At 45.1% G+C, this 24,079-nt stretch carries 29 protein-coding genes; 14 read left to right on the top strand and 15 right to left on the bottom strand.

The genetic code is table 11. The features are described from left to right. Nucleotides 1-131: 131 nt before the first annotated feature. The 3 genes from ACQCVH_RS08085 (at nucleotide 132) to ACQCVH_RS08075 (ending at nucleotide 1,729) form a co-directional block, all read left to right on the top strand. Nucleotides 132-308, top strand: a complete 177-nt coding sequence (locus ACQCVH_RS08085; protein ID WP_426835222.1) for a hypothetical protein — start codon at nucleotides 132-134, stop codon at nucleotides 306-308. Nucleotides 309-967: 659 nt separating this feature from the next. Further along, nucleotides 968-1,231, top strand: a complete 264-nt coding sequence (locus ACQCVH_RS08080) for a hypothetical protein (RefSeq protein ID WP_426835221.1) — start codon at nucleotides 968-970, stop codon at nucleotides 1,229-1,231. A 327-nt stretch (nucleotides 1,232-1,558) separates the two neighbouring features. Continuing rightward, the gene (locus ACQCVH_RS08075; protein WP_426835220.1) at nucleotides 1,559-1,729 is read left to right on the top strand and encodes a hypothetical protein; all 171 of its coding nucleotides are present in this window, start codon (nucleotides 1,559-1,561) and stop codon (nucleotides 1,727-1,729) included. A gap of 71 nt (nucleotides 1,730-1,800) precedes the next feature. Here the strand turns inward: ACQCVH_RS08075 and ACQCVH_RS08070 are convergent, their stop codons facing one another. Next, on the bottom strand, nucleotides 1,801-2,355 hold the full coding sequence (locus tag ACQCVH_RS08070) for a hypothetical protein (protein WP_426835219.1): 555 nt from the start codon (nucleotides 2,353-2,355) through the stop codon (nucleotides 1,801-1,803). 155 nt (nucleotides 2,356-2,510) lie between these two features. On the opposite strand from ACQCVH_RS08070, the gene ACQCVH_RS08065 reads away from it, so the two are divergent. Beyond that, entirely contained in the window at nucleotides 2,511-3,791 is a 1,281-nt protein-coding gene (locus tag ACQCVH_RS08065) for a S41 family peptidase (protein ID WP_426835218.1), read from the top strand. Nucleotides 3,792-3,826: 35 nt separating this feature from the next. Here the strand turns inward: ACQCVH_RS08065 and ACQCVH_RS08060 are convergent, their stop codons facing one another. The 6 genes from ACQCVH_RS08060 to ACQCVH_RS08035 form a co-directional block, all read right to left on the bottom strand. Then, complete coding sequence (locus ACQCVH_RS08060; RefSeq protein ID WP_426835217.1) at nucleotides 3,827-5,236, bottom strand: HAMP domain-containing sensor histidine kinase; 1,410 nt, start codon at nucleotides 5,234-5,236, stop codon at nucleotides 3,827-3,829. Beyond that, the gene (locus tag ACQCVH_RS08055; RefSeq protein ID WP_426835216.1) at nucleotides 5,227-5,886 is read right to left on the bottom strand and encodes a response regulator transcription factor; all 660 of its coding nucleotides are present in this window, start codon (nucleotides 5,884-5,886) and stop codon (nucleotides 5,227-5,229) included. The genes ACQCVH_RS08060 and ACQCVH_RS08055 overlap by 10 nt, the downstream gene beginning before the upstream one ends. Before the next feature lie 29 nt (nucleotides 5,887-5,915). Continuing rightward, nucleotides 5,916-6,668: a lantibiotic immunity ABC transporter MutG family permease subunit gene (locus tag ACQCVH_RS08050; RefSeq protein WP_426835215.1), complete on the bottom strand. Its 753-nt coding sequence runs from the start codon at nucleotides 6,666-6,668 to the stop codon at nucleotides 5,916-5,918. A gap of 1 nt (nucleotide 6,669) precedes the next feature. Then, nucleotides 6,670-7,401, bottom strand: coding sequence for a lantibiotic immunity ABC transporter MutE/EpiE family permease subunit (locus ACQCVH_RS08045; protein ID WP_426835214.1), 732 nt, complete (start codon nucleotides 7,399-7,401; stop codon nucleotides 6,670-6,672). A gap of 1 nt (nucleotide 7,402) precedes the next feature. After that, nucleotides 7,403-8,110 carry a lantibiotic protection ABC transporter ATP-binding protein gene (locus tag ACQCVH_RS08040; protein WP_426835213.1) on the bottom strand — a complete coding sequence of 236 codons (708 nt, stop codon included), beginning with the start codon at nucleotides 8,108-8,110 and terminating at the stop codon, nucleotides 7,403-7,405. A 162-nt stretch (nucleotides 8,111-8,272) separates the two neighbouring features. Beyond that, nucleotides 8,273-9,199 (bottom strand): sigma-70 family RNA polymerase sigma factor, encoded by a 927-nt coding sequence (locus ACQCVH_RS08035; RefSeq protein ID WP_426835212.1) that lies wholly within the window; start codon nucleotides 9,197-9,199, stop codon nucleotides 8,273-8,275. A 195-nt stretch (nucleotides 9,200-9,394) separates the two neighbouring features. Between ACQCVH_RS08035 and ACQCVH_RS08030 the strand changes: the two genes are divergently transcribed. Beyond that, on the top strand, nucleotides 9,395-9,958 hold the full coding sequence (locus tag ACQCVH_RS08030) for a hypothetical protein (protein WP_426835211.1): 564 nt from the start codon (nucleotides 9,395-9,397) through the stop codon (nucleotides 9,956-9,958). A 94-nt stretch (nucleotides 9,959-10,052) separates the two neighbouring features. Here the strand turns inward: ACQCVH_RS08030 and ACQCVH_RS08025 are convergent, their stop codons facing one another. Genes ACQCVH_RS08025 through ACQCVH_RS08015 form a run of 3 tightly spaced genes read right to left on the bottom strand, consistent with a single transcriptional unit; the run spans nucleotide 10,053 to nucleotide 11,626 of the window. Then, on the bottom strand, nucleotides 10,053-10,607 hold the full coding sequence (locus ACQCVH_RS08025; protein WP_426835210.1) for a restriction endonuclease: 555 nt from the start codon (nucleotides 10,605-10,607) through the stop codon (nucleotides 10,053-10,055). A 39-nt stretch (nucleotides 10,608-10,646) separates the two neighbouring features. Continuing rightward, nucleotides 10,647-10,865 (bottom strand): hypothetical protein, encoded by a 219-nt coding sequence (locus tag ACQCVH_RS08020; protein WP_426835209.1) that lies wholly within the window; start codon nucleotides 10,863-10,865, stop codon nucleotides 10,647-10,649. 23 nt (nucleotides 10,866-10,888) lie between these two features. Beyond that, on the bottom strand, nucleotides 10,889-11,626 hold the full coding sequence (locus tag ACQCVH_RS08015; RefSeq protein ID WP_426835208.1) for a MerR family transcriptional regulator: 738 nt from the start codon (nucleotides 11,624-11,626) through the stop codon (nucleotides 10,889-10,891). A 90-nt stretch (nucleotides 11,627-11,716) separates the two neighbouring features. Here ACQCVH_RS08015 and ACQCVH_RS08010 point away from each other — a divergent pair, with 90 nt between their 5' ends. From ACQCVH_RS08010 to ACQCVH_RS08000, 3 genes are all read left to right on the top strand, one after another. Then, on the top strand, nucleotides 11,717-12,421 hold the full coding sequence (locus ACQCVH_RS08010) for a CPBP family intramembrane glutamic endopeptidase (protein ID WP_426835207.1): 705 nt from the start codon (nucleotides 11,717-11,719) through the stop codon (nucleotides 12,419-12,421). Nucleotides 12,422-12,537: 116 nt separating this feature from the next. Continuing rightward, nucleotides 12,538-13,122, top strand: coding sequence for a CBO0543 family protein (locus ACQCVH_RS08005; protein ID WP_426835206.1), 585 nt, complete (start codon nucleotides 12,538-12,540; stop codon nucleotides 13,120-13,122). A gap of 98 nt (nucleotides 13,123-13,220) precedes the next feature. Then, nucleotides 13,221-13,676 (top strand): NUDIX hydrolase, encoded by a 456-nt coding sequence (locus ACQCVH_RS08000; protein WP_426835205.1) that lies wholly within the window; start codon nucleotides 13,221-13,223, stop codon nucleotides 13,674-13,676. A 40-nt stretch (nucleotides 13,677-13,716) separates the two neighbouring features. On the opposite strand, the gene ACQCVH_RS07995 is transcribed toward ACQCVH_RS08000, so the two are convergent. Continuing rightward, nucleotides 13,717-15,363 (bottom strand): hypothetical protein, encoded by a 1,647-nt coding sequence (locus ACQCVH_RS07995; RefSeq protein ID WP_426835204.1) that lies wholly within the window; start codon nucleotides 15,361-15,363, stop codon nucleotides 13,717-13,719. 2 nt (nucleotides 15,364-15,365) lie between these two features. Continuing rightward, nucleotides 15,366-16,142, bottom strand: a complete 777-nt coding sequence (locus ACQCVH_RS07990; RefSeq protein WP_426835203.1) for an ABC transporter ATP-binding protein — start codon at nucleotides 16,140-16,142, stop codon at nucleotides 15,366-15,368. Between the two features lie 243 nt (nucleotides 16,143-16,385). On the opposite strand from ACQCVH_RS07990, the gene ACQCVH_RS07985 reads away from it, so the two are divergent. From ACQCVH_RS07985 to ACQCVH_RS07975, 3 genes are all read left to right on the top strand, one after another. Further along, nucleotides 16,386-17,216, top strand: a complete 831-nt coding sequence (locus ACQCVH_RS07985) for a hypothetical protein (protein ID WP_426835202.1) — start codon at nucleotides 16,386-16,388, stop codon at nucleotides 17,214-17,216. Between the two features lie 410 nt (nucleotides 17,217-17,626). Then, nucleotides 17,627-19,003, top strand: a complete 1,377-nt coding sequence (locus ACQCVH_RS07980) for an alkaline phosphatase (RefSeq protein ID WP_426835201.1) — start codon at nucleotides 17,627-17,629, stop codon at nucleotides 19,001-19,003. 84 nt (nucleotides 19,004-19,087) lie between these two features. Continuing rightward, nucleotides 19,088-19,735, top strand: coding sequence for a DUF4352 domain-containing protein (locus tag ACQCVH_RS07975; RefSeq protein WP_426835200.1), 648 nt, complete (start codon nucleotides 19,088-19,090; stop codon nucleotides 19,733-19,735). A gap of 156 nt (nucleotides 19,736-19,891) precedes the next feature. Here ACQCVH_RS07975 and ACQCVH_RS07970 read toward each other — a convergent pair whose 3' ends face one another. From ACQCVH_RS07970 to ACQCVH_RS07960, 3 genes are all read right to left on the bottom strand, one after another. Next, nucleotides 19,892-20,167 carry a lysozyme inhibitor LprI family protein gene (locus ACQCVH_RS07970; RefSeq protein WP_426835198.1) on the bottom strand — a complete coding sequence of 92 codons (276 nt, stop codon included), beginning with the start codon at nucleotides 20,165-20,167 and terminating at the stop codon, nucleotides 19,892-19,894. Between the two features lie 80 nt (nucleotides 20,168-20,247). Continuing rightward, nucleotides 20,248-20,511, bottom strand: a complete 264-nt coding sequence (locus ACQCVH_RS07965) for a hypothetical protein (protein WP_426835197.1) — start codon at nucleotides 20,509-20,511, stop codon at nucleotides 20,248-20,250. 369 nt (nucleotides 20,512-20,880) lie between these two features. Continuing rightward, complete coding sequence (locus ACQCVH_RS07960) at nucleotides 20,881-21,423, bottom strand: recombinase family protein (RefSeq protein ID WP_426835195.1); 543 nt, start codon at nucleotides 21,421-21,423, stop codon at nucleotides 20,881-20,883. Nucleotides 21,424-21,579: 156 nt separating this feature from the next. On the opposite strand from ACQCVH_RS07960, the gene ACQCVH_RS07955 reads away from it, so the two are divergent. The 3 genes from ACQCVH_RS07955 (at nucleotide 21,580) to ACQCVH_RS07945 (ending at nucleotide 24,053) form a co-directional block, all read left to right on the top strand. Then, entirely contained in the window at nucleotides 21,580-23,043 is a 1,464-nt protein-coding gene (locus tag ACQCVH_RS07955; RefSeq protein ID WP_426835194.1) for a SulP family inorganic anion transporter, read from the top strand. Nucleotides 23,044-23,061: 18 nt separating this feature from the next. Continuing rightward, a complete protein-coding gene (locus tag ACQCVH_RS07950; RefSeq protein WP_426835193.1) occupies nucleotides 23,062-23,478 on the top strand; it encodes a universal stress protein in 417 nt (138 codons plus the stop codon). Between the two features lie 155 nt (nucleotides 23,479-23,633). After that, nucleotides 23,634-24,053, top strand: a complete 420-nt coding sequence (locus ACQCVH_RS07945; RefSeq protein WP_426835192.1) for a universal stress protein — start codon at nucleotides 23,634-23,636, stop codon at nucleotides 24,051-24,053. The last annotated feature ends 26 nt before the right edge of the window (nucleotides 24,054-24,079 follow it).

The following is a 24,079-nucleotide window of genomic DNA, read 5'->3' as shown; positions in this document are numbered from 1 at the left end:
TACCTGCGGCATTAGACTGAGGGTTTGTGAATTGTAATAATAGATAATTAATGGCGGGAGAGAATAATCTTCTTAATGAAAAATAACTTATAGAAAAGGACATATAGATTCAGAAAACTGGGGGGCAGGTTATGAAAGACAAGGAGGAAAAAAAGTTCAAAGCACCAGCTGGTTCTAAAAGTGCCATTACATTCGGTTCTGCTTTAGCTATAACAATATCGTGGAGTATTCATAAATCCGTTCTCTGGGCAATCCTTCACGGATTCTTTAGTTGGTTCTACGTTATATACTATGTTTTAACAAGATGATACTTTTAACCAAGACTATCAACTCTATGATTCTGCAGCTAAGTTCAGAAAAGGGATGGAGAGCGCCATCCCTTTAGTCATTGCCATCCTTTAATATCCTCTACAACCTCAAACGCCTTCTCCTTAGTTATTCCCCTTATTAGAAGAGCCTTCCTCGAGACAGAAAGAAAGTTATTAATAAATCAGTATCCCCCAGCAATCCCTATAGTGAACTTCCACCGTTTACATTCTTAGCTCGCTTTCACTGCCACTGCAAAAATCCGGTATGAAGAATCAGCCACTCAAATTTGTTATGGATTGGCTCTATTAAGACTTATTAAGTCACTAGTTGACTAGCTTAAAGAGACTCACACTCTAGTTTAAGGAAAAAAAGGACCAGGATATGTTTTCATAGGCAGTGAAACATTTTAATACTTTTACCGTAGTAATAGAAAGGGACTTAGAACCAGGGGGACAGGTCCCTTGGCTCTTTTTTGGCTGGGCCGGGGGACCTGTCCTTGCGGGGTTTCACATTTATAGCATTTTCTGGTTTTATTGAGCTGCATGTAACCTTCAAGATGGGTATGAGAAGAGGAAAGTTCCTAATGGAGTGCTATATGTCCAAATCCTGATCATCGACTATTCTATTATTACTATTATTCAATTTAAGTTTAAGACTGATGGCGGTTATTTGGTTTATCAAATATTTTTCATTAACCATGCCTATATACAAAAAAGAAGTGTCTCCTAATCAAGTAATCCGGATAAAATTTAAGCGTTTCGGATGGATGACCAAGGGGGCTATTATACAAGTGAAAAAAGGGATAAATATCCGTGTTGTTCATTTTTCTCCTGATTATCTATTTGCAGACCTAATTGATTTTGCAAAAGCCAACAGTATTTCAATAACTAAAACAAGAGATTATCAGGTGATTGAAAAATAATGCTGTTAGAAAGAGAGGCCTGCCCTTGAAGCCTTTTAAAGATAAGATCTATTGGACCCTGCTGCCTATTGGAATAATAATTGGCTTTGTCATCATATTTGTTCTCCCAATAAATAATACTTATGCCTATATATTGCCAGCTGTATTTTGGGTTGTTTATTATACTTGGACTTATTTTGAAGAAAAAAAACGTAATAAATAAACAAGAAAACTTTTTGCTGATAATTTGGTCAAAGGTCAGTTAACATAATCAGGGAGGCTAATTCCATTAAAGTGGCAGTTTGAGATACTGTGAAAAAGCAAAAGTGATTTGAAGGGGGAGAAGTAATGAAAAAAGTAAGAAATTTATTTTTTGCTGGCTTACTCTTAATATTGTTAGGAATATATTTATCTACTCTTTCATTAACTCATTGGATTATCATCGGTACATTACTTGCAATTATCGGTGGATTTTTAATGGGCGGCAGTACATATTTTATACCTAAATCTAAGAAGTAAGCATCAAATTCTACACTACTATTTGCACTCGTGCCCCGGCAAAAGAATAAAGCGAGGGATTACCCATCCCTCTACCCATTATTCTCAATAACATCCTCAACAACCTCAAATGCCTTCTCCCTAGTCATTCCCTCTCTCAATGAAAACTCAATATGATAAGAGCCTTCCTCGAGGTTGAAGAATGTTACTAGCATATCTGTATCCGCTGAAATCTCTCTATAATGGACATCCACTCCGTTGATAGTCTTTATCTTGCTGTCATTGTCGCCATCGATGATTTCGAAATTGCTGTAGGTGATGATGAAAAGCCAGGGTTCTCCATCATATAGTCCATATAGAACCTTCGAATCCATTGTGCTCTCGTATTTTTCGATAAACTCTTTGTCCCTTAACTTGCCTTTTTCCTTCGAATAGACCACAACCAGGTCCTTTTTGTCACCTGTTGGCGGATACTTAATCTCTGCAGAGGTGATGGGATACTTCTCATATTCAGGGATATATACATCTGTCTCAAATTCCTCGGCAGCTTGATCTTTAAAAGAATCGGCTCCTCCATTCGTTTGAGAGGAACAGGCACTGGCAATAAACATCAAGCCAAGCAGTAAAAGACTTATTCTCCGCTTCAATTTCTCAGCTCCCTGTTTTTAAGACTGTTATCATATTTTAACATATTATTCCAAACATCTTAAAGGAAGAACAGTTTACGCCTTCAAAGAAGGTCAAACTTCTAATGACATAGAATAGGTAATAAAAGGAAAAATAATGATAGCGGAGGATTAGAATGGAACAGATCTTCAGAGAGATTGTAGAAATCATGCATCATGACTACGCGGGGTGCATTGATAAAGATGGATGGGATCATCCAGAGGCTTATTTTGAAAAAATACAGCACTTAAAAGAAAACAATATGCTGACCAGGGAACATTTTGCAGATACAGTAAGAGATTATTTATTGGACTTTCAGGACCACCATATTTACTTTGTTGACAGCTTGGAGGAAAAAAGAAAGCCGCTGGACAGGGGATTCCGGGTCAGGCGGTATAAGGACTGCCTTTATGTTACCGGGGCGGATAGTGAACAAAATGTAAAAATGGGAATGGCCTTTATTTCACTTGGGGGCTTCACCATCCCGGAACTGAAAGAAAAGCACAGCCGGCTTTTGAAGGCTAACCATCCAGAGCGGGAAGACTGGATGCCGATCCTCTCGCTGTATGAATATGGCGACATACAGGATGAACAGGGGAATGTCCGTAAAATCACTTTCAATAGTTATGAAAAACCAGTATATGAGCCAGCCTATACTGTGGAAAAGGTGAATCAGGATACATTGCTATTCACCATTACAGATTTTGCGGATCCGGATGCCATTGTAAAATTGGTCAATGATAATAGGAATCTGCTTGAATCAGCAGCTCAATGGATTATAGATGTCCGGGTCAATTATGGAGGAAGCGACTCCAGCTATTATCCTTTAATGCCGTATATAATGCCTGAAGAAGGCGTGGAGCTCGCTGACAGAGAGGACACGATGCTGTTTAACTGCACCCATTCGAACGCCGGCAGATTCCTGGCAGAAACGCTCCCGGAACTGGAAGGCATCCAGGGGGAAGAGGCACAGCAATTCCTTAAGGTTTTTATTCGGGAGTGGGAGAAGAACAAAGGAAAAGGGTTCGTCGAGTTTGACTTTGAAGACATTGTGCCTGACACCTTTGTGAAAGGCACCAAAAATCCTAAATCAGTTGCAGTTTTGTCAGATTACATGTGCGGCAGCTCTGGTGATTCCTTTGTTGAGCTATGTAAAAAGTCCAGCAAAGTCCGGGTCATCGGCAGGCCGACAAAGGGATTAAATGATTATGCCAATCTCATAAGCAAAAACTGGGATGAAGGGTTCCAATTCATGTATCCCGCCTCAAGGCTGTCACGGATTGATAGAGGCATGGGAATGGCTGGAAAAGGGATAGCCCCTGATTTGTATGTCCCCTGGACACCTGAGCACTTGAAGCGGGATGTTGATCTGGAGAAGGCGTTAGAGTGGCTGGCATCACAGACGGCAAATGCCTGATATTTGTTTTGCATGTTGCACAAACCAAGCCACCACTAATTGACAATAGGAGTGGCTGCACTTGGCTTCAGCGGTATTTCGATCGTTACCTCACCGCCGCCCGTCTGGAGGGAGTTGGCGATATAAAGCTCACCATCATGCAGCCGGGCAATGAACCTGGTAATATATAGGCCCATACCGTAATGTCCGGTGGCCCCCCGGGATGAATCGCCCATATAGAATTGTTCAGCTGCAAACTGAAGGGATTCAGGCGAAAAGCCGGGTCCCTCATCCAGGACGCAGAAGCGGATGCTGTCTTTCACCAGCTCGGCGGTCAACGTGATACTGCGGCCATTCGGGGTTTGATCGACGGCATTGGAGATGACGTTCATCAGGGCTCGTTCCAGTAGCACGGGATCGACATAAATCCAGTTCGGCAGGATTCGGGCTGTGACAGCAGGAGATAGGCCCTTCATAACACTCAAAGCCTGCATCTGGCCTTCAATCCTGCGGATGAAAGCCTCTGTATCAGTGCTCACAGGGTGTAGGGAGTTGGCGCTTTCCGTCTTGGTGATCTCTATCAGTGTATTGATATACGTTTCCATCTGGCGGGTGCTCTCAGCAACATAGCCGGAGTATTCTTTTTGCTCGTCATTCATATCTGTATCACCCAGGAGTTCCACATTACCCCGGATGATGGTTAGCGGTGTCTTGACGTCATGAGCAAGGGCAGAGATCTGTTCCCGCCGGCTTTGCTCCAGGCTCCACTGCCGTTCAAGAGAGTTCCTGAGGGCGTTCTTCATCTGGTCCATAGACAAAAGCACCCGGTCAATCTCGGTGATCCCGCTGTACTGGATGGAAATATTCAGGTCCTGTTCCTGAATGCGCCGGGCTGCGTCTTCCAATCCGCTCATTTTGCGGGACAGCTTCCGCCCGAAAGAGGATGCAAGTACAGCCGATCCGCCGAGAAAAGCGATGCCAAGCAGTATAATAAAGAACAGTTCTGCATTTGGCAGCAGCCTTCGGAGGGCAGGGCTAGTGAACTGTGCGGATATGGAATGCCGAAAAATATAAACTTCTTGCTTGTTTGTAATCTTTGTATAGTAATAGGGGTAACGATAGGAGCTCTCGCTATCCTCCAGCAGATTCCAGACAAATAATCCCTGTTTTTTGGACAAATTGTGCTCGCGCAGTTTGCCATCTACAGTAAATTTCGCATATTTGTACAAAGTGGACGATGCATCGAATGGGGGTTCACGGCCCTCCATGATCTCGGATTCAGCTTTCACCACCTGCTTTTCTGCATAATTAGCCGGAACGATTGACCCAGCTGCCATGAGGCCGAAGAAGACGGAGCCCAGCACCAGGACAAGGCCAATGGTGCCGCCGCAAAAAGCAGCCAAATATTTAAGAAAGAGAGTGCGGAGCTTTGTGGATTTTCTTTTGGGCTGCGGGTTTACTTCCATCTGTAGCCAATCCCCCAAACCGTTTCAAGCGGTGCGGCTCCCATCCGGGTTAGCTTGGCCCGGATATTCTTGATATGCTCCACAATTGTAGAAGAATCACTTTCTCCATAAAAACCAAAGACAGACTCGTAGATTTGGTCTTTAGAAAAGACCTGTCCCCGATTCAATGCCAGAAACTCTGAGATGGCATATTCGCTCTTGGTCAACGGAACGGCTGCATCCCCTACCGTGATTTCCTTGCCGGACAGGTTGAAGGAAACCTCCCCAACACAAAGTACATTACGCCGAACCCGGTTTTCACGGCGAAGATGGGCTTGGATGCGGGCGCGCAATTCTCCTGCGCCAAACGGCTTAATAATATAGTCATCCGCTCCCTCGCCGAGCCCTGTCATAACATCATTCTCCATGGATTTTGCGGTGAGGAAAAGCAGGGGGCAGTCTACCTTTGTGCGGATATTGCGGCAAAGGGTAAACCCATCCATCTCGGGCATCATTACATCCAGCAGAATAAGATCATAGGAGCCCAGCTGCAGGCCAAGGACCTCGGATGGAGCTGAAAGGGCCGATACGACATGTCCGTCCTTCTGCAGAATATTGCGAAGTAAAGCTAAAACGGCAGGCTCGTCATCAACGGCAAGAATATTTGCCAAGACCATCACTTCCTTGTAAATAGATGCTGCTATTCAAACGATTTTTTTCCTTCCCATCGCCAGAACCAACTCCCTAATAATACCATAATGGCAGCAGTCCCAATGGTACAATAGAGCACTCCTGGCCGCAGGAGCAGTGCTGCAGGGATTTCCTGCGATGTCTCATATACCATCCAAATGGAAATCAGCCTGGCTCCCCATGCGCATGGAATATAGATCCAGTTATAATCGCCCAGGCCAGTGAGAAGCAGTGCCGCCGCAAGGCTTTCGAAGATTCCCAGGCCAATGGATGCGCTTTTGCCGAATCGCAGGCTGACGAAGAAATGCAGCGCATAAAGAAAGATACTGCTTCCGAACAGAATGCAGGCGGCCTCCATATAGAAACCAAGACTATAGGAAGACTGCTTCAGCATGTAAATGAATCCTGTTCCAAATCCGGCGGAAGCCAGCAATGTGCTTCCGAAGCCCAACAGAAGCAGAAGGGTCAGCTTGCTGGCAAGGGGTGCAATTCGGCTTGGCTGGGTCAAAAGCTGCTGGCATTGTCCTGCAGAGGCCTCCTGATCTGCTGCAATCGAGCAAACGATACCGATCATGGTTGGGAAAGCCAGGGCGATTACCTGCAAATATCCTCCCGCCTTAGAATCAGGAGAGTAAGGGGTATAGGCATAGTAGGTAAGAAAAATGCCAATCACCATCAAAGGTGTAAGGAGGTGTACAAGCAGCATCGGCTGGCGTCTAAGTTTGAGCAGTTCCGAATGAATGCTGGCGAAAAAACTGCTCATTCTATTTCGCCTCCCGGCTGCGGAAGGGCAGCATAGTCAGTATAGACAAGATGATGAACAATCCGAGCGCAAGCAGGACACCTGGCAGTATAACGCCTTTATCCAGCAGCGGATTTCCCTCCGGTACTGGCAGGCCATTAGGGAGCACACCGATAACCGCACACATCAGCCGTGCAGGGATGGAGTAAGGAGCCGCCCACCAGAAGGCGGTGGTAGCAAGCAGGATGTTGCAGATCACATTCCCCAGCAGATTTATAACCAGCGCTGCGAACATGCCTATCCGGTCTATAAGGAACAGACAGAGCGGGATTTGCCAGAGAAAGGTTAGGAAGAGCAGCAGGCTGGCTGCTGCGCTGTCTGAAATTGACAGGTTGGTACTGAAAATGATGCCTCCAAGGATGCAGCCGGTCCAAAGGACAATGGAGGAAACCAGGAGAAGGTGTACAACCACTCCAATTTTTCCGAGCCAAACCTGGCCTGGATGGATAGGAAGTCCGAGGATGGCACGGTAGTTCAATCCTTTCCCATCCTTCTGAATCACCCCTGCACACATCAGAGTCAACGTGCCTGGGAGCAGCAGCGCGTACCACCAGTTATAGGTTCCGCTCTGAAAAAACGAGCCTGCCATGAGCCCGGCGCATAGCAGCATTGTCAGCAGCGGAGCCATCCAGCTTAATTTTCTTGTAAAAGTCCTTTTGGTTTTTAAATATTCAGCGCGAAAATAAGCTTGCAAGCTATTCTCCCCCTTTCTGGTGCTCGCTGATGATCTGCATGAATAATGACTCTAAGTCTTCACCAGGATTTACCTCAGCCTGGTAAGCCAGTACGCCCCCGGCAATAATGCCGATATGATCAGCCATTTGTTCAACCTCAGCCAGCATGTGGCTGGACAAAATAACCGTAATGCCCTGCTTCGGGAAAGAGCGTATCAGCTCCCGCTGCTTCTGTATACCAATCGGGTCAAGGCCATTGGTCGGCTCATCAAGAATCAGCAGTCTGGGATTGTTAAGCAGGGCAATGGCAATACCCAGCCGCTGTTTCATCCCCATAGAGAACTGCCCCGATCTTTTTTTTCCTGTATCCCTCAAGTCTACAGCCTCCAGAACCTCATCAATGCGCGAATCCGGCAGACCAAGGAGAGTTGTACGGACTTTAAGATTCTCTCTTGCCGTTAAATTCTCATAGAGAGGAGGAGACTCAATCAGGGCGCCAATCTGGAATAAGTCCTTCCGGGCCCAGGGCTTTCCCTGAAATAGAATGCTGCCGGAGGTTGGGCGCAGCATCCCGGTCAGCATTTTCAGTGTTGTGGATTTCCCGGCACCATTAGGACCGAGCAGCCCATAGACGGAATTCTCCGGGATAGAGAGGGAGACGCCGTTGACCGCCTGCTCGCCCCCGAAAGTTTTACATAAGCTTTGCGTTTGTAAAATCATATTTTCCACTGCATCTCATCCTTTTCTTCATTTCTGAAACCTACTTTACAGGCCATTTCTAAGAAATTTATAAGGATTTCAGAAAGAACGGAAAAAGATAGCTAAGGTTTCTGCAATCTGGCTTAAAGCAGTAAAAAAAGACAGACATACATACATCTGTCTTTCAAACGATTACTCCCCCCAATCCACAGGAGGCTTTGTAAGCTGAGCCGGCACACCTAATTCCTCTGCGGCTGCGAAAATGAATTCTTTCCGGAAAAAATAACTTACATGCCTGACGATTTTCCCGTTTTCGGTTTCCTGGTACTGAATATCATGGATGAGCGGGCCTTGCCCTTCGTCGGCAAAAACAATAATAACCGGCTTGCCCCAAAGTATATGGGACTCTGCTCTATATCCAGGCAATCCATAGCGAAGCGAGCCGTTCCGCATTTCTTCTTTACTGAACTCCGCGAAGCCTAATGGCGCTTCATATTGGGCCTGGTCACTGATCAGATTCAAAACTGCTTCGGCATCGCCTTTGTTTAAGGCTTTTAAGTAGGCTTTGATGACCGGCTCATTTTCATGGGCGAAGCGGTGGTTCTGAGTATCCGGACTATTGTGCTGCCTAAGTTTCTCCTTCATCCTTCTTGTTGTGGCATAAACGGCTCCAGGTGTGGTCCTGACCATGCCTGCCACTTCCTCCGCCTTGAACTGAAAGACTTCAAACAGCAGGAATAAAGCGATTTGCCTTGGCTTGAACAGCTCAACGAGGCAGCCGACTGCCTGCTGAAGCTCCAGCGTATCTGTAAACTCAACCGCTGGGATATCTCCTTCGTCTAATGTCCCAAGATTTCTTTTCTCCCTGCGGCAGTGGTCGATCCAGATGTTGGTGGCCATCCTATACAAATAGGATTTTGTATTTGTCGGCTGCCATCTTTGAAATAATCCGCCCAATGCCTTCAGCATTGTTTCCTGAAACAAATCCTCGCCATCCCAGGGGGATCCGGTCAAATAACGGCAATAGTTCCAAAGCTGCGCTGAATGTGCCTCCGCCAGCTCAGAAAACATATCCTTCAGTTCACGTGCTTTGCCTGCTAATTCTTGTTCTGTCACCATATAATCAGCTCCTTTATTGATAGGACGAATAGGAAGGGTAAAATTGTACGATAAAAACAAAATTATTAAGGCTTATTTTAAGTCTACATCGCCGGATGGAATAATGCCCGGTATTCTTCTGTATCGCCTGAAAAGTTGAAACCTTTTACATGAAAATACCTTCTAATATTAAAAGAAGCCAAAAGGAGAGGTTAAGTGAATAAGATTTTATTGTCAGCTGTAACGCTGCTGCTCACTTTTCTAACAGCGGGCTGCCAATCGTCCGATTCTGTCGATAACAGCGACTTAGAAAAATATAAAGTTTCCCAAACCATTGATGAAACCGTTCAAGGTGACTTTATCTTCAGGATTGAAAGTGAAAAGGCAGAGTATGGAAAAGGTGAGGACATAGAGCTATATGGGGAAATTGAATATATTGGGGAAAAGGATGAAATTATTATCCATCATTCTTCGTCCGCCATTGTTTTTCCGATGGAAGAGAAGATAAGGGGCTACGAAATAGGAAGTGCAGTAAATGACATCGGATTATCAACAACGCTTAAGAAGGGTGTGCCTTACCGGGAAGAGTACGGAAAAAGCGGCAGCTATAGTGAAGATCAAGATCCTCAAGACTATGTGAATTTCATGAAGGAATTCCTCAATGCCCCCGGCCTTCCCGCTGGGCACTATGTGGTCAAAGCCTCTACTGATTTTAGTGTTGAATCCGGAGAACATGTCAGGTTAAAGGCGGCCGTTGATTTTAAAGTGATGAAAAAGTAATAGGCTGTGCAGCCGGAGTTATTCAGCCTTGAAATAAGTTTGACTGAATTGTTTTTGTGTTTTGTTCCCCGGGCTAAGGGAAAGATTCCGGATGTCAACCACGGACTCTCTTCCCTTTTCCCACCGCCAGGATCCAATCCATAAACTGCTCCCGTTCATACAGCCGTATAGGTTGCTTCCTGGCAAATTCGGAGGCTTGAGGAGTATAGCGAAAATTGGTGATCACCCAGCATTCGTCAGCATCATAAGCATCCATCTGTTTGAAAATCCGCTGTACAAGGCGGATTCCAACGCCCCTTTTATGGCTTTTGACTTTAACAATCGCTTTTTTGCCCGCTGGTGTCTCCAGGAGAAAGCTGATATCTGGATGTTCTCTCTCAGGCATTGAAATGGCATATCCAAATTTAGCCAATAGTGGGATGGTGAACTCTTTCAATTCTTCATCTGTCATCTTATCGATAACCCAAACCTCAGAATCCTCCTGCCTTTTAGTCATCCGCCGGAGCCAGAACAAGGCGTAAGTAAAATACAAAATCACTTCACTGATAAAAATGAAAACTGCTGTTTCTCCATTGCCTGTTTTGATAAAAGAGAAGAACGGCACTATGATCATTGTGATCCAGACAAAAACATGAACACGATTGTTCATGGCGTAACACATCCTTCTATTAATAGTTAATCGTGCTTACTAGGCACCAGGATGCTTTTCACAAGAAACAGGGGACCAAAAGCCTTCCTTCTTGATCGTCACTGTTCTTTCTGTATCAAAGCTTTCAAAGCACTGGTCTATGATTTGTTTGTTCACCTGATGATTCTTCCCGATTTGAATGATCATGACGGTTCCGATTGTTAAAATAGCTATGCTTCCGATGGCGGCCAGCATCATTTGCAGTTTGTTTTTCTTCAATGATCTTTCTCCTTCCCTGCTGCTTAGCTGCCAGCCCTTGAATCCGCATAAGCCAAACAGCGCTCCACAAACTCCAGGACCTCTTCTGAAACCGGATAGAGCCCTGTTTCCTCAGCAGGCAACTTCCTGACTTCCCAAAACTGGTCCATCAGCTCTGTATCTCCCTGGAAGCTTATCTGTGACAGTCTGATTAACTCGGAAGCAATCTCAAAGCCTTCCTCTGACTCGGCTGGAATATGGTGTTCCACGCACCATTCAATCCTCCGCAGCAGGGAAATATACTGCTGGGTAATTTCATCATTGCTGCCCAGGTTTGGGATTGTTTTTTCCAGGAACGCTTTTTCGTCTTCCTGAAAATAGTCGGTCCATTTCTTAGAGCGCTTTTGCGAATGCTGTACAAGCTCAGCGACGCGGTTCCAGGATAGTGATTCCTCCAAATCGGTCATATTGATCAGGGATGCTGTGTTGGAGATGCTTGTTTGCAGCTCTGCCAGCTGCTCCTGCAGGTAATTATAGTGGGATACTAAGATTTGTTTATAAGAAAGCTGTTTCAGTACTTCGCGGATCTCCTCTAACGGAAGTGAAAGGGATTTGAGAATCATGATTTTCTCTAATGTAAATAAGTCTTCCTCTGAATAATACCGCTTTCCATTCTCATCTTTAAAGCCTGGGGCCAGAAGGCCGATCTGATCATAATAGCGGAGTGTGCGGACAGAAATATTGCGCTGCTTCGCTACTTCTCCGGTTGTCCAGCGTTTCATTGGAATTCCTCCTAAAAAAAGCTTGCGGGTTACGCAGCGTCACCTAATATAGTTAGATTATACCATTTAATGAAGAAAGAGGGACGGAGAATGGAAATAGATAAAACCAACTGGAAAAGGCAGGACCCGTGGGGCTGGAGAGAGTTCATTTTATTAATGCTGCTTGAATTTATTGTTGTAATTGGAGGCATTAAGCTTTTGGTCCAGCCGATATACGCTGAGCTATTCAAGGATGATTTATATGCCGGGACTTTAACCGGGCTGACCATAGCCATCATTCTTATGCTGGGGATATACTTTATTGCCCTCCGCCCAAAAAGGCTGTCATGGAAGGAAGTCGGAGTAAAAGCATACAGTCAGAGGGATTGGAAGCTTATCGGACTGTATTCAGCAGTCCTGCTGGCGGGCGCCGTCATCATTGTCGTGCTTACCAGCTTTATAGGCAACTCGTGGCAAAACAGCAAAACAGAGGCCATGCAGCAGAACGTCACTTTTTTTACCGTTCTCATTGCCTTTTTTTCTGCGGCTGTCATTTCGCCGATATATGAGGAAATCTTCTACCGGGGCTTCTTGTATCGGTGGCTGCGGACACGGGTAGGATTAACGGGGGCGCTTTTGCTCAGCTCGCTCATCTTCACCATCATTCATATCCCGACCTATAACGTTATGCCCGTCAATTTTTTCAGCGGTATCCTTTTTGCCCTGGCTTACGAAAGGACAGGTTCCATTTGGCCATCTGTTTTAATCCACGGGTTGACGAATGGGATCATGGTGCTGCTGACGAGTTTGGGCTAGAAGGATGAATCCAGCTGGCGGTCCTCACCAGTCTTTTCAAATCTAATATATAGAAATTACTGAATAAAACCCTATCTGTGCTTGATACTAATGATAAAAAAGCGGGGGACGCCATTGTGGAAAAAGAACGGCTGGATATAATGGGGAAAATCATGAAAGAGGAAATAGAACAGAATGACCGATTGGTTGATTATTGGCATGAGTTTTCGAATTTGTTCTATTGGCAAACATGGGTTGTCATTGCCATGTTTGTTATCCCGCTCATCGTCCTGATCCTATTCATTGACCGGAAGAGGGCCCTCCAGCTCGGCTTTTATGGATATAGTGTGCATATCTTTTTTACCTATACAGACATCATTGCCACGGAAAGGGGACTGTGGATCTATCCCTTTAAAATTCTCCCTTTGCTTCCCTCCAGCATCACTCTTGATGCCTCTTTTGTACCGGTCGTTTACATGCTCTACTATCAATTCATTATAAATACAAAGAAAAATTATTATATATGGATGCTTCCGCTTTGCCTTGCGCTGGCTTTTGTCTTAAAACCAACCATGGTGGGGCTTGGACTCTTTCATTTTCGCGGGAAAGAGAACTTCCTGCTGCTGTTTGCAGGGTATGCATTTGTGGCTCTTATTTCTAAATGGCTGACTGACTTTTTTATTTTACTGGGAAAAACTAAGAAGTGGAGCCTTCTGCCATAAGTGATAATCACGAGATTAAACAGTCCTGGAGAAAAGGAAGGAGAATGTGTATCCTTATAGAAATATATACTTCATAGCGGGTAACCAGGGAGGTCATTATGGGGTATATAGAAGATTTGCGCAAGGCTGTCGGCAATGAGCCGCTCATATTGGTTGGCGTTGCAGTAGCAGTCATCAATGATGCGGGAGAATTTTTGCTGCAAAAAAGAATGGACGGCCGCTGGGGCGTTCCCGGGGGATTTATCGAACTGGGCGAATCCACTGAAGAAGCAGGAAGAAGGGAAGTCCTGGAGGAAACCGGCATTGAAATAGGAAAGCTCGATTTGGCAGGTGTGATATCAGGGAAAGAGCATCATGTGAAATTGCCGAACGGAGATGAATTTTATCCCGTGACAATCGCCTATATCTCTAGGGACATTAAAGGCGGCGTTCTTAAAGCGGACGGCCTGGAAACGACTGAAGCTAGATTCTTCGGAGCAGCTGAGCTCCCTGAAGGGCTGAATCCTTTGATAAAAAATCTCATACAGCAATATGCACAATCACTATCGCAATAAAAAAGAAGCCGCCAAACCATGGCGGCTTTCTTGTGCTATCCTATTCAAGAACATCCTTCCAAGTAACCTTAAACGCCAGCTTCCAAAAAACAGCCAGATAAATGAGGGCAATGGCCAAATACAGATAGATTCCATACGGCAGCAATGTGCTGAAATAGTGCAGCCCGGCAAATAAGCCGGCAAACAGCATCAGTCCGAATATAATTACGCCGTTGCCGCTCTGATTATACTGGTCAAAAGACTCCGAAAACGGAATCGCTGTTTTCAGGATCATGAAGCAAAGGACCGCATAAGTGCAGGCATTGATGAAGACGACAATCAGATCCGGCACAACCCTTGCCCCGAACAGCAGGACAAACAGGATACTCAATATAGAGTATATCGGCAGATACAATTTGATGATAAATGCCTTGATGGTACCGCTGAACATGGGCCCAAGCTGGTCTACAGGCGCGGCTCTGAAAATCCAGCCTCCCTTATATTTTCCTGAATACTTGAGAAGGATCATGATGGTCGGGATGATAATCATGCTGAAATAAATGGATAAATAGGATTTGCTGCCCTCCAGACGGCTGAGGTCTGTAACAAAGCTGCTGAAAATCATTAGAAACGGAACAACGATGGAAAACCCTAAAGAAGGGTATACCTTCAATTTAAAATCCCGTTCATTTTTCATCATGCTGCTGGCAAATTTAAAGAATGCTCTTTCTTCCTTTGAACGGCAAAGCACCTTAAGGAAAAATTGGCTGGCTTTACTGCGCTTCTTTTCCTTCGCTTTCCCGTGATAGGCAAGCTTCTGTAAGTTTTGCTCAAAGGTTGAGTTGAATTTCGTATAAATCCAGATGCTCAGGAACGGAACCGCGATGCTTAAAGCTGTAAAGATGATATAAAACGGCTGGAAGCTGCCGTTCAGCACCAATTCCGTATTGGCTCCAAACCACATTGGGAAAATGAATACCTGCCACCATTTTGGCTCCAGTGAAACGGTGAAATCGATGATGGCGAAGGAGCGGATCAGCAATTGATAGCCAACCATAATCATCAGTGACAAACCAATCTGCACATAATTAATCAGGTCTTTTAACTTCTCCCCGTCAAAGAAGCGCAGGAATGCCAGGTAGATAAGCGCGGTCAATCCAACGATAAACAGGTTGATCAAAATGATGTTGATGGTTGCGGTCAGGAAGAACAATGGTCCAATTTTGAAAAGACCGACAAACAAAGGAATCGTGACAAGCGCGATGGTAAGGAATGATAGATAGATAACAACATGGACCATCTTTGCCGTATTGATCGTTTTGCGGTCAACAGGCTTAGGAAACAGGATATTCCGGTCGCGGATATCCAGCAGAACCGTGGAAAAATCTGAAATCATCGACGTCATGACAAAAAAGGTGAAAATCCCATAAAAAAGGCTCATCTGAAAAAGGTAGTTTTCACCCATAAGCAGAAAGGGAATCATAAACAGTCCAAATAGAACATAAATCCATAATGACTTTATATACTGATTGCTCTTTTCCTTGCCTTCTTCCTTCCGTGCATTCTGTGCAAAAACCGTTGGCACACGCCGCCCATCCATCGTCAGCTTTACTTGCAGGATCATTCTCATAATCTTGTAGTCTACGCCAAACCTGGTGAATATCCGTTCAAAACGGTCCAGTATTTTCAGAGTTTGAAAGTCCTGCATCCTTACATCTCCCCTACAACCGAAACAAATCTGGCGCCGAGTTCCTTATGCTCGCTGAATCCGGTCAGCTGGTTGAAAATCTGCTCAAGCGAACCTTCCGTCTTTTGCTGCAGCTCTTCAAAGGTGCCATCAGCAGCAATCCTGCCGTCATGAAGGAGGATGATGCGGCTGCTGATTTTTTCGACCACATCCATAATGTGAGAAGAATAGAATATCGTTTTGCCCTGCACAGCCAGCTGGGCCATAATCTCTTTGAAAATCATGACACTGTTTGCATCCAGGCCATTGATGGGCTCATCAAAAAACAAGAGGTCCGGATTATGCAATAAGCTCGAAATAATGAGCAGCTTCTGCCGCATCCCCTTTGAATAGGAAGCAATCCTGGAATAATAAACTTCCCCTATGCCGAACAGCTCCATCAGAGCCTTTGCCTTATAACTGGCAAGATCAGAGTCGATTCCATACAGCTCTCCGATGAAAGTTAAATACTCATGGCCCGTCAGGTTGTCGTATACCTCGGCAATTTCCGGCACATAGCCGATTTTCCTTTTATAATCAATCTTTCCATCCGATATATCCTGGCCGAAGATCTTCACCCCGCCTGAATAACCGTCCTCAATCCCCAGCATGATTTTCACCGTCGTGCTCTTTCCGGCACCATTCGGACCGATATAGCCAATGATCTCACCGCGCTTCACCTGAAAAGAAACACCATTCAGCACTGACTTTGATCCATAGCTCTTTTTCAAATCCTCAATCTCTAATATGATGTCTTCCATACCAGCTACCCCATTTCAAAATAATTCCATTTATTAATAGTGTAACATTAGGTGCTTGGGGGCTAAAGGGGGGATTGGGAATTCTTTGACTTTCTTCTTGATGATGAGGCGTGAGCAGTAAATTACAGGCTTGAGCTGTAATTTGATGGCCTTCAAGAAAATTTAAGATATATATACGTTTAATAGAGTCCGTTACCCCTTTGGAACTGGTAGAATAATCTAAAACATACAAGGGGCAAAAATATGAATAGTAACTTTGGAAAATACGATGTACCAGCAACACTTGAAAAATTAATTCAATTTGAAAGTATGCTTGATGACCCAGAGCAATTTTATCTTTGCTTTCAGTTTTACCTCTCGATGGAGGGTGACCGGTATTTTAACACGCCAAGCGATGTGGTCGTCTTTGGGAGAATTGGAGTCGATGGTGTTCATTATGGATTTCTGACTGACTATGGTTCTGCAGCTGATCTGGAGACTGCTCCAATCGTATGTGTTTCTCCTATGGATTTTGAAGCTCCAATTCGTATAATAGCAAGGAATATTAAAGAATTTCTGGGAGTCAATCTGACTGACAGCAGCCTGTTCTATAATCAATTTGGCAGTGAAGAGAAGTATCTGGCTTTTAAAGCGCGCTGGGCAGAAGAAGCCGAAAGCTCGTCGTATATGCTTTCTGAAAAAGATAGTCTGGTTCGGGAGGAAGCGGAAAAGTTTCTGCGCGAGAAAGTTCGGGTGCCCCATATTGTCAATCCGTATCAATATGTGGAAAAAGTCTATATTGAGCGTCAAAAATTAATAAGTATCCAAACACAGGATGGCTTGGGGGTAACAGCCCCGCTTCTTCAAAGCGATGAACATATCCCCTTTCTAATCCACTCACATCAAGTGCCGGATAAGATAAAGGTGGAAGAGTATCTTTCGGCATCACCCGCTGCCTCGCAGCTTGCACTATTCAGGAACATCCAGCTTAACCTTGACCTGGCGGAATATCCGGAAATTTACGTTGTTGTTATAGAGGCAATGAAAAAGATTGGACTGACAGATGAAGTGAAGAGAATGTCGGAAGGCGTTTAGTATTATTATCCAGATGTGGATAACATAATAGGTTGGTTTGGCTGTAAAGGCGCATGATATAAGACACTCAGGAGAACCTGCCGGAGTGCCGGAGTGCCTCAAAAGCGGGATATGAGGCACTCAAAAGAGTACTACAGCCCCTCAGAGTACCTCAAAATCCAAATATGAGACACTCAGAATTGCTCACCAGCCCTCAGAGTGCTTCAAAAAGCTGACATGAGGTGCTCAAGTCAACTAAACGCTGCCGCAGAGCACTTCAGTCCAACAACCCCAAAATATTCGCAGCTCTTTTCTATTATAACCATGATTTTACATCCATTTTTTACAATCCCTTTACTATCTCTTAAACTGCCATCAACAAAACTTCCTTATAGTTTTAATAGAGTCATACATAACAGGAGGTTGATCCTATGTTTAAGAAAGGCCGTTTGAGCAAAAAAATTCTTCCTATCGCTGTGATGTCAGCTGTTGCGCTTGGAAGCATCATGTCTTTTGCGCCTGAGAAGGATGCACAGGCAGACAAAGGCGGAAAAGTTAAAAACGTCATTTTCCTGATTGGCGATGGAATGGGTGTTTCCTATACTTCAGCCTATCGCTATATGAAAGATAACCCAAAAACACCTGGCGTCGAACAGACTGCATTTGATCCATATCTTGTCGGACAGCAAATGACCTATCCGGAAGACCCTTCTGAAAATATCACCGACTCTGCTTCCGCAGCGACTGCGATGTCAGCAGGTGTAAAGACCTATAATGCCGCTATCGCCGTTGATAATGACAAAAAAGAAGTGAAAACTGTACTGGAAGCTGCAAAGGAAAAAGGCAAAGCGACCGGACTTGTGGCAACTTCTGAGATTACTCATGCGACTCCTGCCTCATTTGGCGCACACGATGAAACCCGCAAGAACATGAATGGCATCGCAGATGATTATTATGATGAGCTGATCAATGGCAAGCATAAGGTGGATGTCCTTCTTGGCGGAGGCCTGTCAAACTTTGTGCGGGAAGACCGCAACCTGACAGAAGAGTTCAAAAAGGATGGATACAGCTATGTGACGGACAAAAAACAGCTGCTGGCTGACAAGAATGACCAGATTCTTGGCTTGTTCGCTCCAGGCGGTCTTCCAAAGATGATCGATCGCCCGGCAGAGACACCATCACTTGAGGAAATGACAAAGGCAGCCATTAAACGCTTGAATAACGACAAGGACGGCTTTTTTCTGATGATAGAAGGAAGCCAGATAGATTGGGCCGGCCACGATAATGATATCGTCGGGGCCATGAGTGAAATGGAAGACTTCGAGAAGGCTTATAAAGCAGCTATCGAATTTGCCAAGAAAGACAAGAATACACTTGTAGTGGCAACAGCTGACCACTCAACAGGCGGTTACTCCATTGGAGCTGACGGCGTGTACAACTGGTTCGCGGACCCAATCAAAGCTGCAAAGAAAACACCTGATTTCATGGCTGCAGAAATTGCCAATGGCGCTGATGTTGAAAAGACACTGAAAACGTACATCGACCAGAAGCAGCTTGCCCTGACTCCTGAGGAAATCAAGGCGGTTAAAGATGCAGCAGCCTCAAAAAAGGCAGTGGATATTGATAATGCAATCGAGAATATTTTTAACAAGCGCTCCTACACCGGCTGGACTACTGGCGGCCATACTGGTGAGGATGTACCAGTTTATGCTTACGGCCCTCACAAAGAACGCTTTGCCGGCCAGGTAAACAATACAGATCATGCCGAAATTATTTTCGATTTGCTGAAGAGCAAAGGAAACAAGTGACACTGGTTGTTCAATAAATAATATATCAATAAGCTTCCCGCTGCCCAGCGCATCGGGAGCTTTTTATTAAGGGAGGATACTCACTTGAAAAAGCTGGTTCTCATCATGCTGGCAGCGGGCCTTGCCGGCTGTTCGGCGGAATCCCAAACCCCAAAAACCCCAGACAGCAGCGAGGCGATGGTCAAGGCCTCTGCAGCAGTCAAAAAGGATGTATATGTGCCCAACCCGCAGGTGACAGACGACCGGGATCTGGTACTGGTCGGCGAGACCGTTAAGGACCGCAAGGGTGAACTCACCCTGAAAGCATACAGCCCGATAAATGAGATCATAAAGGTCGGGCCGATAACGATGACAGTCAAAGATGTCAAAGTGCTTCACTATGTACCGGACTACAGTATGATCGACTTTTTCCATGCTTTTACCCATGAAGAAGCATTTGACTTTGTAAAGGTAAGCGTTGAAATAGATAACAATTCCGATACATCAGTCAAATTTAATCCGGTTGCAGCCCTGAAGATGAACAGCGGCGAGCATAAAACATGGGAAGACGACATCTACTTAGAAGAGCTGACCGGGGAAATCGCAGGCAATTCCGTTAAAAAGGGCAGCATGGGCTTTATCCTGGAAAAAAATGATGACTATCAATCGGTGGATCTGTTGACGAGCGATGCTGTCGATGAATTCCACGATGTGGTTGAGCAGGGGAAGCATATGAGCGTAAAGCTGAACTAGCATATGGCGCAATTGCTTTAAGTGCTGGAACGGATCGTGAGCTTTTCTAAATCAGCCGCATAGAAGACTATCATCTGTTAAACTGTTTCCGCTACGCTATACAAGAAGTTAAAAAGAAAAGGCATTGCGCAGAAGCAATGCCTTTTTGTGTATCCCTTATTTTGCTTCATTCATATAAGTTTCAACCAGCTCATAGCATCTTTCTTCTGTGAGGTTGGCGAGTACCGCAACATATTCTAAATGTTCCTGTGTACCGCCTTCATATTTGAGGGACGCCTCCAATGCGCGGGCGTCACGTTCCTTTAGCCAATCGCGCTGTTCCTCCCTTAAAGACTCCATCTCTTCTGCCGGAAGCTGTTCTTGTAGAACACCATAAATTTCATTGAGCCTGTCATCCCAAATTTCCCAACGGTCATTTTCTACTTTTTTCAAAGCGTATGTTGATGAATCTGCCGTTTCTAATGCGTCTGTTTCTTTTTTGCTGGCATTCAGTTTTTGGAGGTATTCTTCCTTCAGGCTATCTTCGGTTTCATTGGCAGGAGGGTCTTCTTCTTTTTCAGATGCTGTGTCATCTGTATTCGTGCTGCCGGTATTTGAGTCATCTTCTGCAGAGTCTGCAACAGAAGACTCGTGCTCTGCATCTTTAGACGAATCATTATACTGCTGCTTCTCGGAACCATCGTTTGATGCACCAGATGAGCTTTCACAAGCCCCGTTAATAGCAGTACTAATAAACCAGCAAATATGGCTATGTAATGTTTGCCTTTGTTTTTCATGTTAAAAAACCTCCTCTTTTAATTCATAACGTATTCTGGTGTTCAGTTAATAGATTTGGCTTGCCTATTATACTGTAACATTATCTTTTTTATGAGGAAAAGCGGTGGGGGTATTAACGTAAGAGGCTGGCCTGGTTTTCATCAATCCGGCTGGCTAGTGCACACATTTTGGTCTTTTACCGTTAATAAGCCTGCCTTTCATAAGGAAAAGCAGGCTTTCATCTGATAAGGCAATATGCGGCAGCGTTTTAAACCGAAGAGTGCTGCTCAGATTTCAAAGGCTTTCGTGCCAGCAGTGAACTGAATACAGCAAGCAGCGGCAAAATACGGGTCTTCATGAAGTCCCGAAAGATGGCGAAATAAAGGGGATCAGCTTTCTAAATACCGGTAAAGCGTAGATTTGCTGATGCCTGTTTGGTCCTTGATCTCCCTCAGGCTGTATTGTTTGCTCTGATACATTTCGATTGCGCGCCGGACATTTTCATCTGCCTTGCGCGGCCTGCCTGCGATGTTGCCTTTCTCCTTGGCTGCCAAAAGCCCCTGCTTCGTTTTCTCGCTTTTTACATCGCTTTGAAACTCAACGAGATGCTTAGCTATGTAGAGAAAAGAATAGCCGGCAGGATTGCCTGTATCAATATTTTCCGCGAGTGAGAAAATAAAAGCATTCCTTGAGCTGACCTCTTCCAGCAATTCAACAAGGTGACGCGAGGAATCCGCCAGGCTGAATAACCTGGTGACTAAAATCTTGTCGCCAGGCTTAAGCCCTTCCAGCAGGGAGTCCAGCTGCGTCCGCCTCTTTGGCGATGCATGCTCTTCTGCCAAAATGATTTCACAGCCCGCTTCCTGCAGTGTATTCCGTTGATTTTCACAATTTTCATCGCCTTGAAGAGGCCTCATATATCCGATCAGCATGATTTTTCTCCTTTTAAAAAGGTTTACAATCAGCATAACACATAGTGATTTCGTAAATAAAGGTTCAAAATGGTTCCTTTTTAGGACGATTCGTGCTAGACTGTCTTAGTTGAGTTTTGGTTATTCATTATCTTTTTATATATAGGAGGATCTAAATTGGTCGAAAAACTTAAGAAAGAATGGTTTTCAAACGTAAGGGCGGATATTCTTGCGGGCATCGTCGTCGCTCTTGCCCTCATTCCAGAGGCTATCGCCTTTTCCATTATAGCAGGTGTCGACCCAATGGTGGGGCTATACGCATCCTTCTGTATAGCTGTCATCATCGCCTTTGTTGGCGGACGGCCCGGAATGATCTCAGCAGCTACAGGGGCAATGGCTTTATTAATGGTGCCGCTTGTCAAAGAGCATGGGCTGGATTATCTTCTGGCAGCCACTATTTTGACTGGTGTTCTGCAGATCATTTTCGGGGTATTAAAAGTGGCCAAGCTGATGAAATTCATTCCGCGTGCGGTCATGATTGGGTTCGTTAATGCACTGGCCATCTTGATTTTCATGGCACAGGTGCCGCACTTCCTTGGAATTTCCACAATGACCTATGTGTTCGTCGCAATTACGCTTGCCATTGTATATATACTTCCAAGGTTTCTGAAAGCCATTCCTGCTCCTTTAATTGCGATAGTTGTATTGACGGCCATCGCGATCTATTCTGGTACAGAGCTTCGTACGGTAGGTGATTTGGGAGCCATCACAAGGTCATTGCCTTCCTTCTTCATCCCGGATGTGCCAGTCAGCTTTGAAACACTGGCCATTATTTTTCCATACTCGTTAGCTCTTGCGATTGTAGGTCTGCTGGAGTCACTGCTGACAGCTTCAATCGTCGATGATATGACAGGAACTGACAGCAATAAAAATAAAGAATCCAGGGGACAGGGGATTGCCAACCTGGTGAACGGCTTCTTTGGCGGCATGGCAGGATGTGCCATGATCGGACAGTCTGTCATCAATGTCAAATCCGGCGGAAGAGGGCGATTGTCCACTTTGACAGCAGGCCTTTTCCTGATGTTCCTCATCATTGTCCTGGGAGACCTGGTCGTGCAGATCCCGATGCCGGTCCTTGTAGGGATCATGATCATGGTATCGATCGGAACATTTGACTGGAGCTCTTTCACTTATCTGCGTAAAGCACCCAGAACAGATGCGGTTGTTATGCTCGCAACAGTTGCAATTGTGGTTGCCACCCATGACCTCTCAAAGGGTGTTCTGGCAGGAGTGGTCCTTAGTGCCGTCTTCTTTGTCTGGAAAATATCAACTGTCAGGCTGGGCAAAAGAACGGAAAAACAGAAAGTGGTATACGAAGCAGAAGGCCAATTGTTCTTTGCTTCTGTTGAAAGCTTTCTTGATTCATTGGATTTTGCTGTCCAAAATGAAACAGTCATTTTGGACTTCACGAACGCCCATATATGGGATGATTCAGCCGTGGGGGCCATTGATAAGGCCGTCTTCAAATTCAGGGAAAACCATAATGACGTACAAGTCATCAACCTGAATGCAGCGAGCAAGAAGCTGGTCGACAAGCTGGCGGCCTTCCAAGATCCCAATGCAAAATTATCAGCACATTAAAGGAAATGGGGAATAAATATGTACAAGAGGATTCTGCTGGCCATTGACGGGTCAGAGCATTCAGAGAGAGCCACAGACCAAGCTGCCCGCCTGGCAGAGCTGTCCGGTGCATCGATAGAGATCGTCTATGTTGCCGACTATTCCAAAGCCATGACTGATGTCCTCCATACACAAAGCAAAGAGGGCCTTGACCTTGCCAGGCGGGAAAAGCTTCTGCCGTTTGAAGAAAAGCTGGAGTCGCTCGGTATTTCCTTCAGTGTCAAAATCCTTCATGGCGAACCCGGCCCTGCAATCGTTGAATATGCCAATTCTTCTGATGCCGACCTGGTTGTCATAGGGAGCCGCGGACTGAATGGTCTCCAGGAAATGGTTCTCGGGAGTGTCAGCCATAAAGTCGTGAAAAGGGCCGAATGCCCTGTCCTTATCGTAAAGTAAAAACAGATGCCCTCCAGTCCGGAGGGCATTATTTCCCTTTTTATTCTGAACCATGGCTATTCAAATAAGAAATAGTTATAATCATAAATAAGTTGCGGGAAAAGCTTTTTTTTAAAAATGAAAGCGTTATCAATTTAATATCAGGAGGTTATCATATGTACCAAAAGATATTATTAGCAACAGATGGTTCAGAGCACAGCAAGAGGGCTGCTGAAAATGCCATCCATATCGCCAAGTGCAGTTCAGGCTCTAAAATTGAAATTGTCTATGTCGCTGATCCTGATAAAGCCAAGTCGGAAACGCTGAGCCACTGGAATTCTGCCAATCTTGGCGATGGAAAAAAGAGGCGGCTTGCCGAGGTTGAGAAGCTTGCAAAGGAATCCGGAGTTCAGTATGAAATCATTATACTGGATGGTGATCCCGGTCCCTGCATTGTCGACTATGCGAATAAAAATCTAGCTGATATCGTAATCATTGGAAGCAGGGGGCTGAATGTCCTGCAGGAATTCGTACTGGGAAGTGTGAGCCATAAGGTTGCCAAGCGGGCGGCCTGTCCGGTGCTGATTGTTAAGTGAGCTGCGGCTTTGCAAAAAAAAACTGC

This window comes from Bacillus infantis (assembly GCF_050107595.1).
Lineage (GTDB): Bacteria > Bacillota > Bacilli > Bacillales > Cytobacillaceae > Bacillus_AB > Bacillus_AB infantis_C.
This window is presented reverse-complemented; position numbering and strand designations above follow the sequence as displayed.